The sequence below is a fragment of the Micromonospora sp. M51 genome (genome assembly GCF_018070305.1).
GTDB lineage: Bacteria > Actinomycetota > Actinomycetes > Mycobacteriales > Micromonosporaceae > Micromonospora > Micromonospora parva.
On the sequence record NZ_JAGPXZ010001209.1, the window covers coordinates 1 to 1135 of the forward strand.

1 protein-coding gene and 1 pseudogene are annotated in these 1135 nt (G+C 73.8%); both read left to right on the forward strand.

Annotation, left to right across the window (positions count from 1 at the left end; all coding sequences use genetic code 11):
* On the forward strand, positions 1 to 616 hold a 616-nt coding region (gene rsgA / locus KBX53_RS33750; RefSeq protein WP_210863897.1), incomplete at its 5' end, for a ribosome small subunit-dependent GTPase A.
* Between the two features lie 211 nt (positions 617 to 827).
* Positions 828 to 1135: pseudogene (locus KBX53_RS33755) on the forward strand (excinuclease ABC subunit A); the annotation flags it as partial.

The following is a 1135-nucleotide window of genomic DNA, read 5'->3' on the forward strand; positions in this document are numbered from 1 at the left end:
CCTGGCGGCCGACCCGGGCGCGCTGGCCCGCCAGCTGGCCGCTGTCGCCCCCGGGGTGCCGGTGCTGCCGGTCAGCGCCGAACGTGGCCTCGGGCTGGACCCGCTGCGCGCCGAGGTGACCCCCGGTCGCACGCTCGGCCTGCTCGGCCCGTCCGGTGCCGGCAAGTCGAGCCTGGTCAACGCCCTCGTCGGGGCGGTGATGATGCCCACCCAGGCGATCCGGCGGGTGGACGGCAAGGGTCGGCACACCACCACCTGGCGGGCTCTCGTACCCGTCCCCGGCGGCGGCGCGGTGATCGACACGCCCGGCGTGCGGGCGGTCGGTCTGCTGGACGGCGCGGCCGGGCTCGACCGGGCGTTCGCCGACATCGCCGGGCTGGCCGAGGGCTGCCGGTACGCCGACTGCGGCCACGACGGTGAGCCGGCCTGCGCGGTCCGGGAGGCGCTGCACACCGGCGAGCTCTCCACCCGTCGGTGGGAGAGCTGGCGGCGACTGCAGGGTGAGGTGGCCCACGAGAGTCGACGGCGGGAGGCGCGGGTGGCGGCGGAGCGGCGCGGCGGGTGGCGTTCGGCCCGACGTCGCGCGGCGCGTCCGCCGACGCCCGGGGGCTACTGACCGTGGTTCGCGGCCGACCGGCCGGGGCTCCCGGCCGGCTGCGGGCCGGGCGGCCGACCGGGCTGAGCTGGGGGAATGTGCGGGCGAGGGAAACTGTCGTACCTCGGGGCTAGAGTTGCCGAGGCGTGTTTTCCGCGCCCGCACGACCGCTCAAGAGCACCCAGAGCGGGACACATCCTTCGCTTCATCTTCTCCCGGGAGTACACGCACTGTGGCCGACCGACTGATCATCCGTGGCGCGCGCGAGCACAACCTGCGTGACGTCAGTCTCGACCTGCCCCGGGACGCACTCATCGTGTTCACCGGGCTATCCGGGTCGGGCAAGTCGAGCCTGGCCTTCGATACGATCTTCGCCGAGGGGCAGCGCCGCTACGTCGAGTCGCTCTCCTCGTACGCCCGGCAGTTCCTCGGCCAGATGGACAAGCCGGACGTCGACTTCATCGAGGGCCTGAGCCCGGCCGTCTCGATCGACCAGAAGTCCACCTCGCGTAACCCGCGTTCGACGGTCGGCACCATCAC